At 53.6% G+C, this 9,398-nt stretch carries 9 protein-coding genes and 1 pseudogene; 4 read left to right on the forward strand and 6 right to left on the reverse strand.

Going from position 1 to position 9,398, the window contains the following annotated elements; all coding sequences use genetic code 11:
- Together QYH43_RS26590 and QYH43_RS26595 are read left to right on the forward strand one after the other, a co-directional pair.
- On the forward strand, positions 1-201 hold a 201-nt coding region (locus tag QYH43_RS26590; protein ID WP_301158489.1), incomplete at its 5' end, for a hypothetical protein.
- 270 nt (positions 202-471) lie between these two features.
- On the forward strand, positions 472-1,500 hold the full coding sequence (locus tag QYH43_RS26595; RefSeq protein ID WP_301158490.1) for a reverse transcriptase domain-containing protein: 1,029 nt from the start codon (positions 472-474) through the stop codon (positions 1,498-1,500).
- Between the two features lie 40 nt (positions 1,501-1,540).
- Here the strand turns inward: QYH43_RS26595 and QYH43_RS26600 are convergent, their stop codons facing one another.
- The 4 genes from QYH43_RS26600 to QYH43_RS26615 are packed head-to-tail and all read right to left on the reverse strand — an operon-like array spanning position 1,541 to position 4,168.
- On the reverse strand, positions 1,541-1,891 hold the full coding sequence (locus QYH43_RS26600) for an ASCH domain-containing protein (protein ID WP_080438802.1): 351 nt from the start codon (positions 1,889-1,891) through the stop codon (positions 1,541-1,543).
- Positions 1,892-1,942: 51 nt separating this feature from the next.
- Complete coding sequence (locus tag QYH43_RS26605) at positions 1,943-3,469, reverse strand: IS66 family transposase (protein ID WP_301158491.1); 1,527 nt, start codon at positions 3,467-3,469, stop codon at positions 1,943-1,945.
- Between the two features lie 49 nt (positions 3,470-3,518).
- Positions 3,519-3,854, reverse strand: a complete 336-nt coding sequence (gene tnpB / locus QYH43_RS26610) for an IS66 family insertion sequence element accessory protein TnpB (RefSeq protein WP_301158492.1) — start codon at positions 3,852-3,854, stop codon at positions 3,519-3,521.
- Positions 3,851-4,168, reverse strand: a complete 318-nt coding sequence (locus QYH43_RS26615; RefSeq protein WP_057452779.1) for a transposase — start codon at positions 4,166-4,168, stop codon at positions 3,851-3,853. Before QYH43_RS26615 ends, tnpB begins: the two co-directional genes overlap by 4 nt.
- Before the next feature lie 83 nt (positions 4,169-4,251).
- On the opposite strand from QYH43_RS26615, the pseudogene QYH43_RS26620 reads away from it, so the two are divergent.
- Together QYH43_RS26620 and QYH43_RS26625 are read left to right on the forward strand one after the other, a co-directional pair.
- Positions 4,252-5,621, forward strand: a pseudogene (locus tag QYH43_RS26620) (IS3 family transposase).
- Positions 5,622-5,692: 71 nt separating this feature from the next.
- Entirely contained in the window at positions 5,693-6,247 is a 555-nt protein-coding gene (locus QYH43_RS26625) for an RNA-directed DNA polymerase (RefSeq protein ID WP_301158493.1), read from the forward strand.
- A gap of 681 nt (positions 6,248-6,928) precedes the next feature.
- Here the strand turns inward: QYH43_RS26625 and QYH43_RS26630 are convergent.
- Entirely contained in the window at positions 6,929-8,020 is a 1,092-nt protein-coding gene (locus QYH43_RS26630) for an acyltransferase (protein ID WP_301158494.1), read from the reverse strand.
- 1,077 nt (positions 8,021-9,097) lie between these two features.
- Positions 9,098-9,398 (reverse strand): integrase core domain-containing protein (locus tag QYH43_RS26635; RefSeq protein WP_301158495.1); only part of this gene is annotated, 301 nt, incomplete at its 5' end.

Raw genomic sequence — 9,398 nt, forward strand, 5'->3', positions numbered from 1 at the left:
GCCAAGCCGTCGATGGATTTTCGGAAGTCGACCGGCTTTGGGTACAGATACACTTTTTCGACTTTGGCATCGGGTCGCATCATGGCGAGCTGGCTCCTGAAGGAATCGGGAGCACAGCATCCGGGATCAGCTAAGCGCTTTGAATGTGGGGTTTATGGAGCGCTTAGTGCGCCAGCCAAGCTGGCAGTTGATAAAGGGTAAAATTCCCTACGAGAGAAGTTATGGCGAAACACCTCGACCCCGAGTCATGCGTGATGCACCGCGAGGTGTATGGCGAAGCGTTGGCAGGGGAAACCAGCAGGCCAGCCATTGAGCCGCGAAATCATGAGTCCGGGGCGCCGACGCTGTTAAGCGAAGCGGAAGGCCACAGTGTGCATGACGATAATCGCAAGTCATGCATCACGCCCTGCGCGGTCGTAGACCCTGAGCATGCTGGGAAGTCAACTGTACGGAAGCTGGGAGATCTCATCCGTGTCTGGTCGTGACACGCCAGACGGGGCAAGAAAGGCCACAAGCCAAAAGCTTGCCGTCTACGCGGATGAGAAGTCGGATAACTCCGTAGTACCTGGGAAGTTGCCGAACAATGAGCTTGGCTCAGCGGAGGTAATGGAGGAAAGGGAGTTAGCCAAGGGGAACAGTGAACAGCCTTCCGCATCCCGGACTCAGAGCCGGACAAGTGCGTTGTCAGGGTTGCTCGCTGTACGTCAAGCAGCCCGGCGGGATCGCCGGGTCAAGTTCACGAGCCTGCTGCACCACGTAACGGTCGAGTTGTTGCGCGAGAGTTTCTACAACCTCAAGCGAGATGCGGCCAGTGGTGTGGATGGCCTATCGTGGCGAGAGTACGAGCAAGACCTGCTCACAAAGCTGAAAGCCCTACACGACAAAGTGCACAGTGGTTGTTATCGAGCCAAACCTGTTCGGCGGGTATATATCCCAAAGGCAGACGGTAGCGAGCGACCGCTGGGCGTGACTGCCTTGGAAGACAAGATCGTCCAGGCCGCGGTCGTGCAAGTGCTCAATGCGATTTATGAGCAGAATTTTCTCGGACTTTCGTATGGGTTTCGCCCTGGTCGAGGGCAACACGATGCATTGGACGCTTTATCGGTAGGAATACAGAACTCTCGTGTTCGCTGGGTATTGGACGTGGATATTCGTGCGTTCTTTGACACCATCGATCACGAGTGGATGATGTGTTTTCTGCAACACCGAATCGCGGATCGACGGGTGTTAGCGTTAATAGCCCGATGGTTACGCACAGGTGTTCTTGAAAACGGAAAGCGCATTCCTGCGAAACAGGGCACACCACAAGGTTCGCCTATTTCACCGCTATTAGCCAATATCTACCTGCACTACGTGATGGATTTATGGGTCAGGCAATGGCGTCGGCGTGCAGCCAAGAGCGGGATGATTGCCGTGCGGTACGCAGACGACAGTGTGCAGGGGTTTGAAAAGCATGAAGATGCATGGAGTTTTCGCCAAGCGTTGGAAGTTCGACTGTAAGCGTCTGCCCAACACATCTTGCTCAATGTTCAGCGTCCGTCTAGAAGCTGAAATCTACCTCGTAAATACCCCGGGCCGCACGGATGCTCACAGGGCGTGTGACTGGCCTTACGTCACTCAACTCCCATGCGAGCCAGCCATCTTCAAAATAGCTTGCACAAGCTGCTTGCATGTCAGCGAGGATGAAGGGGCGCACGGCTTTCACGCGCACAATTGCGACGGCAATACCGTCATCGTCTTCGTCCCCATCGGTATGGAGAAATCGGCCGTTTTCGACAATCAGGAGATCCTCGGAAGGATCTAATTCTGGATGCCAACGACGAACTTCGAGGGTTTTCTCGCCAGAAGCGATTCGGCCGCCACTGGGCCGTACAATTGATAAAGCCTTGATGGTTTTCTCCTAAAATTAGAATAAGTGCTCAGCCGAGTCACCTTGCGCAGGTCAGCCCGGCATCCACTGATGCGGCAGTAGATGCCCAATCTCACTGGCCTTCTGCCTCGGCAGCCGCGTCAGCACATCCTTAAGATATGCATACGGATCATGTCCATTCATGCGTGCCGACTGGATCAAACTCATGATCGCTGCCGCTCGTTTACCGCTACGAAGAGACCCAGCGAACAACCAATTGGAACGCCCAAGCGCCCATGGCCTGATCGTGTTCTCCACCGGATTATTGTCGATGGGCACAGCACCATCATCCAAGTAGCGCGTCAGCGCTACCCAGCGTTTCAAGCTGTAGTCCAAAGCCTTGGCCGTAGCCGAGCCTTCTGGCACAAGCTCGCGCTGAGCCAGCATCCACTCATGCAACTTTCCTGCGATGGGAACCGCTATTTCCTGACGTAATCGCCTGCGGTCTTTATCGCTCATTTCTTTGGCTTGCCGCTCGATCTCGTACAGGCCGCCAATTGAGTGCAGTGCCTGTTCGGCCAGTTGGCTCTTGTTCGCCACATGCAGGTCGAAGAACTTACGGCGAGCGTGCGCCATGCAGCCGATTTCGGTGATGCCCAGTTCAAAGCTGGCCTTGTAACCCGCGAAGTCATCGCAGACCAGCTTGCCGTTCCACGTGCCAAGGAAGTTACGTGCATGTTCCCCAGCACGGCTGGGGCTGAAGTCGTAGACCACGGCCTTCAGTGCCGAGAACGGCGTCGTGCAATAAGCCCAGACATAAGCTCGGTGCGTTTTCTTCTCGCCAGGCGTTAGCATCTGCACCGGGGTTTCATCGGCATGCACGACTCGCTGAGCCAGCACCGCCTCGCGCAGGGCATCCACCAACGGCTGGAGTTGCACGCCAGTTTGGCCCACCCACTGAGCCAGTGTTGAGCGCGGGATCGCAAGACCTACACGGCCAAAGATCTTTTCCTGTCGGTACAGCGGAAGATGGTCGGCAAACTTGGCCACCATCACGTGGGCCAACAGCCCGGCAGTTGGGATGCCCTTGTCGATCACCTGGGCCGGTACCGGCGCCTGGATCAGTGTTTCGCACTGGCGGCAGGCCCACTTCCCACGTACATGCTGCTCAACGGTAAACACGCCCGGTGTGTAATCCAGCTTCTCGCTGACGTCTTCGCCGATGCGCTGAAGCTGGCACCCGCAGACGCACTGGGTGTTCTCTGGCTCGTGACGAATGACGGTACGTGGGAACTGCGGCGGCAGCGGCGCTCGCTTGGGCTTTTGGCGGGTTTCGTCCGACGTCGGGGTAGGACGAAGCGCATTCAGTTCTGCCTCGATGGCCTCAAGGTCGGTGTTGAGCAGGTCATCCAGCAAGCTGCCTTGCGCCGGGCTGATTTGCTCGCTGCGCTTGGCAAACTTATGGCGCTTGAGGATGGCTATTTCGTGAGAGAGCTGCTCGATGATCGTCTCATCACGATGGATCTTTCGGCCCATGGTGTCGACCTTCGACAGCAACTGCGCAGCGAGTGCGCGCAGTTGTTCAGGTGTCATCTGGTCGAGATTGGGCGAGGAAGTCATGCAGTGGATTTTACCAAAGCGATCCACCTGCCACAGCGCAAAAACAAGGCTAAATCAATGTGATTGCGCCGTTAGCGCCAACCCGCTGCCATGGCAAACCGAGCACCAACGCTTGAAGTTGTTCAGCGTCGAGTTCGACTTCCAGGCCGCGATGAGTGCCAGGCCAATGGAATTTCCCTTGGTTCAACCGCCGTGCGGCAAGCCAGATGCCCACGCCATCATGCACCAGCACCTTCATCCGGTTGGCACGGCGATTGGCGAACAGATAAGCGCAGTGCGGCTTCGCCGCACCGAACACTGCGACCACGCGGGCCAGCGCCGTGTCGGTGCCGGCACGCATGTCCATGGGCTCCGTGGCGAGCCAGATGGCGTCGATGCGGATCATTGCGATAGGCTGCGGATAAAGTGTGCGCAGCCGTCCGGGTCGGAGATGGGCCATTTGACCGTGATGGATTTGTCGCCCAGCGGCAGTGCGATAACCACCGCTTCATCAGCGTGCCTTTTAGGTATCGGTTGCAGCGGTACGAACGCGGGAAGTGGAGCGACGGGTTTGTCCCGGTAAATCGGCAGCCACTTGCGGATGACGTTGGCGTTGATGCCATGGCTGATGGCGACGCTGGACACCGTGGCGCCTGGTTGCAGGCATTCCTGCACGACCTGGGCCTTGAAGGGTTTGGGGTAAGAGCTTCGTTGGCGCATGAGAATCCTCGCGATAAGGGTGATCGCGTCCGCTTAAAAATGATCTGACCCCGAAATGTTGGACATCAACATCCAGGGGTGTCATGAAAAAGTACACAGAGCAGGCGAAATTGTCGGTTGTTGAAGATTACTGTTCGGGGAGCGCAGGTCACCGAGAGGTAGCGCATCGTCACGGAGTCAATTCTTCTTCGCTTCGAAAGTGGATTGCGGCCTATCAGGCACTTGGTGCCGAAGGCCTCAAAAGTAAGAAAAAGAAGAACTACAGCCCTGAGTTCAAGCTGAATGTATTGCAGCGCATGCGAGAGGAAGAGCTGTCCTATCGCCAAGTCGCTGCGCTGTTTGATATCCGGAAATCCGACATCATTGGCGAATGGGAGCGCAGGTATGATGAAGGCGGTTTGGAGGCCTTGTCCCGGCAGCCAGGAAGCGGACGTCAGAAGAAAATGACAAACCCCATCCCGTCCATTCAGCTTGAATCTTCGGACGATGAAGCTCGTACGCGTGATGATTTGCTGGCCGAATTGAGCCAGTTGCGGATGGAAATTGCTTATTTAAAAAAGCTCGATGCCTTGGTTCAAGCGAAGGAACGAGCAGCGCAGCGGAAAAAGCGCAAATCGTGATTGAACTGAGGCAGGAGCACTCTCTGGAAGGCCTTCTGAAATTGGCTGGCCTGGCCCGTAGCACTTTTTACTATCAACAAAAGGTGCAGCAATCCGTTGATAAATACGCGGTACTGAAGTCCAAAATTTGCTCAATTTTCGACGAGCACAAGGGCCGATATGGCTATCGCCGTATCACTGCTGCCGTTCGGCGAGCTGGCCATCTCGTGAACCACTAGACTGTTCAGCGCCTCATGGGCGAGCTTCAGTTGAAAAGCTGTGTGCGCATAAAGAAATACCGGGCCTACAGAGGCGGAGAAGGTCAGGTTGCGCCGAACCTGCTGAAGCGGAAGTTCGACGCCAAACGACCAAATCAGAAATGGGTAACAGATGTGACGGAGTTTCGGGTCGGGGGGCAGAAGCTTTATCTCTCGCCGATCCTTGACCTCTATAACGGCGAAATAATCGCCTTCAAGACCGCGAGGCGCCCGCTGTTCGACATGGTTGGTGCGATGCTACGGAAGGCTTTTGAGAGGCTGCGGCCACGCGATAAACCAATCTTGCATTCCGACCAGGGGTGGCAGTACCGGATGCCTATCTACCGCCGCGTGCTGAACGAGCGTGCGGTAAAGCCAAGCATGTCCCGTAAAGGAAATTGCTATGACAATGCGGCCATGGAAAGCTTTTTTGGCACGCTGAAGTCAGAGTTCTTTTACCTGAACAAATTCAACAGTCTCGATGAGCTTGAAGCAGGTATAGAGGACTACATACACTACTATAATCATTCGCGAATCAGGCTGAAACTAAGCGGCCTGAGCCCTGTGGAATACAGGACTCAAGCACGGCGGGCATAGAAGGCGTCCAACTTTTCGGGGTCAGATCAAAATAGGCGGACACCATCGCCCTTAATTCAGGATTTCTGAAGGTGTGTTCGCTGGCCGCTTACGTTCGACTTGCGCAGTTCAACCTGACCTTGCATCCAGAGAAAACACGCTTGCTGCGGTTTGGCTGGTTCGCGGTCGAAGATCGTAAGAAGCGCGGAGAAGGTAAACCCGAAACATTCGATTTTCTCGGGTTCACCCATTTCTGTGATCAAACCAAGAGCGGTATGTTTGTGGTTGGGCGTGTAACCATTGGTAAGCGCATGAGGGCAACGCTCAAAGAGATACGAGCGCAACTTCACAAGCGCAGGCACGAGCCAGTCCCAGTGATTGGTCAGTGGTTTAATCGATTGTTTAGAGGGTATTGCAATTATTACCATGTCCCCGGTAATACGCGGCGGCTGGATGCCTTTCGCCGTGAAATTATCGGGGCATGGAGGCATGCTCTAAAACGACGAAGTCAGCGTCACCGGTTGAATTGGGAGCGCATGATTTCGCTGGCCCGTTTCTTCATACCCTATCCACGAGAGTTACCAATGCATCCGTATCCCATAACCCGCCTCGGCGTCAAAACCCAAGGCAGGAGCCGTATGCGGTAATTCTGCATGTACGGATCTGTGCGGGGGGTGGCAGGTGACTGCCATTCCTACCGCGACCGTTAGACGCGTGACCATCGCCAAACGTATGAGAACGACAATCGTGGAAATACGGGCGCAGTTACACAAGCGTAGGCATGAACCCGTCTCCGTGGTCGGACAATGGTCGCCGTCTGTTTAAAGGTCGCTGCAACTACTATTACGAACCCGCTAAGCCGCGTCGACAAGATGCCTTTCGCCGTGAAGTGATCGGTACCTGGCGACGCGCTCTTAAACGGCGAAGTCAGCGGAACCGTCTGTGTTGGGAGTGCATGACTAAGTTGGCCCGGCTATTCATACCCTGTCATAGTGAATTACCAATGCATCCGCATCTCATAACCCGCTTCGGCCCCAAAACTCAAGACGGGAGCAGAATGCGGTAATTCCGCGCGTACAGATCTGTGTGTTGGGGGAGGGCGGGTGACTGCCATTCCTCCCCCCAATCAACCTCGTCGACTACTGCCTCATGAGGGGGCTGGACGAGCCGTACCGAAGTTCGGTGTCATGTGGGTCAATGTCGAATGCAGCATATTCGTCTAAGTCAGCGCCACGTAAATAATATTTGGTGCCGAAGCGGCGGCCAAGTTTTCAGTTTTTCAAGATCGCCATCATAGTATGGACCACCCCTTAATGACCCATTCTATTTTATTGATTACTGACGAACGTGGACTCCTTTGTTGATCTTAAGACAAACTTACGTTTTAGATTCAGCATGGGGCGTTCAACAAATCTCCAGCTACCATAAGCAAGTACAAGAGTTAGCGGTAGTGCGAAAACTGCCACTGCGACCGGATTAGTTAAGGCGAAAGCTGTAATCACTGCCTTCTGGACTGGCCAAGCAAAAATATATGTTCCGTATGAGAGATCCCCAATTTTCTTTAAACTGAAAATCTGAGGGATTCCGATAGCGAGAAATATTGTAATGTAGGATAGGGATAAATAAAGAACTGGAGTTTGGCTGGAGGTGCCTTTCGCGCCATACAATGCAATGATCATGATAATCGCTAGTGCGCCCGAGAGAGGGATTTCCTTTCTGTAAATGTAAGAGAATGAACCTATGAAGAAGAAGAGGCCATAGTGTAAGATAGACCAAGTTTGAACCGCTTTGAAGATGAAGGGGCCACGGCTTGCGTCCGAAATGTTTAGGTAAAGCGAACTGTATATGAAAATCGATATGAGGGCCAGAAGTGCCAGTGCCGCCGTCCGTCTCGTCAATAGTCGGAGCATAACCAGAATGGGAAGAAATATATAGAGGGCGCACTCAATAGGGAGAGTCCAGAGGGAGCCATTTACATGGGGGTATGTACCACCCTCAAAGACACCGGGAAGGTTGTATTGTATCGGGAATACCATGAAGTTGAGGAGGTGCTCCATTGTTGTTGGGTTTGTTATGTACTCCCTAAATCCAAGATTTGTAAAAAAGCCGCCTATGATAATTACGTCAAACAAAGATACCAGCAAAAGAGCAGGTACAATTCTAAGTATCCTGGAAATAACATAGTCTTCTGTCGATCTTTCTAGTGCGGATTTTGTAACGAGCAATCCACTCAGAACAAAAAAAACACATACAGCGAGACTTCCGCCCCCTATCAGTCCCCCGGTTACAGATGCAACAGGATCTACCTCTGAACCTGTCAGTGGCCAGCTATGAGCTATGAGAACCAATATAGCTGCCAAGATCCGTATCAAGTCTATGTTGTTATATTTTGACTGAAGCGCGACTTCAATTGTTTTCATCTTAACTCACTTAACCACTTGCAAAAGGTTGATTGCACCGTTGGATCCACCCTCGCGGGTTCAAGGCGATGAACTATCAGCCAAAAGACTGGGATGTTTGCGACCTGCACCCCATGTCCACCGGAATTGTAGCCGCCTGCAATTCAGCACCACACCAGCGCCCGCCCGTGACGCTCAGATCGTGATCATTCGTTGCGTTAACCTCCAGCAACGTCACTCCCTCTCAGCTTCAAACTTTATTTGGCCACTCCCCCTACTTACCGCTCGAGCGGTTGGAGCGTCCCTATGTCTCACAATGATGAAAGAGAAAGCTGGAGTCTGGCTGATCAGTTGATCGAGGCCGGCCGGCGAGTATACCAAAGATTCGGCGGTGTCGAGCGCGTCATCGAGTGCATACGGATTTCTTCCTCACATCAGCCGGAAGGCTATCGGGCCGGTATTCAGCAACGTATCGAGTTGGAGCGCCGTGGTAACCTTTCACGTGTACGAAAGACGCCCGGACGGTGCCGTCAGCAAGTTGCTTGACCTCAACGGCCGCGTCCCAGAAACCGAATGGACGGCTGGTTCGTCGAGTTCGACGGCGTGATGCACCTGGTCCTGACTGCATCCCTGTTTCACTATCGTTACCCAAGAGTGCTGTCCGGCAAAGTCTAGTGGAAGGTAGGCGTGCCGAACGCATCATCTGCGTCAAGCAGGTGCCTGCGTGAACTGGCCTAATAATTCCGGCCCCCTGTTAAGGGCGATATGATTTCCTCAATTTGGAGGATCCATGAAAGAAAGAAGAGTCTACCCCGTGAATTTAAGCATCGTGCAACCCAGCATGGGGATTGATGATGATTGTTCGGTACAGGAAGTCTTCGCGTCACTGGATATAAGTGCGCCGTGTTACGCTGCTGGGTAGATCAGGTTTCGTTAGGAGTAAGCCAGTTAGTTCAACGCACGAAGGCCATTACGAAAGCTTGATGAGTCTCTGGTTTTTTAGGACACTTTGACTGCCAGAACTGTCCCAGTTCTACCTGACCTTACAGAGCAAAACACGCGTTTTTCGCTTTGGTTGGTATGCGGCGTATGTAGTGGTCAACTAATCCCGGACACGACGTTAAGTTTTTCCTCGGCCCGCGCTGGTGCCAACCCCTCGTTGAATTGGTGAGGTCGAATCCAGTTGTAGCGATGCATCAAAAAATGGCTGATATCGCGCTGTGCTTCCTGCGCAGTTCGATAGCCCACGGTCGGTATCCATTCTGTTTTCAAGCTGCGAAATACGCGCTCCATCGGTGCGTTATCCCAGCAGTTTCCTCGTCGACTCATGCTTTGGCGCATGCGGTATCGCCACAACCGCTGGCGAAAGAGTCGGCTTGCATATTGCGATCCCTGGTCT

The sequence above is a fragment of the Pseudomonas sp. C32 genome (assembly GCF_030417915.1).
GTDB lineage: Bacteria > Pseudomonadota > Gammaproteobacteria > Pseudomonadales > Pseudomonadaceae > Aquipseudomonas.

Coding starts and splice junctions, on each gene's coding strand:
- QYH43_RS26605 (WP_301158491.1), bottom strand. CDS start 3,469: ATGACTTCCTCGCCCAATCTCGACCAGATGACACCTGAACAACTGCGC.
- tnpB (WP_301158492.1), bottom strand. CDS start 3,854: ATGATCCGCATCGACGCCATCTGGCTCGCCACGGAGCCCATGGACATG.
- QYH43_RS26615 (WP_057452779.1), bottom strand. CDS start 4,168: ATGCGCCAACGAAGCTCTTACCCCAAACCCTTCAAGGCCCAGGTCGTG.
- QYH43_RS26630 (WP_301158494.1), bottom strand. CDS start 8,020: ATGAAAACAATTGAAGTCGCGCTTCAGTCAAAATATAACAACATAGAC.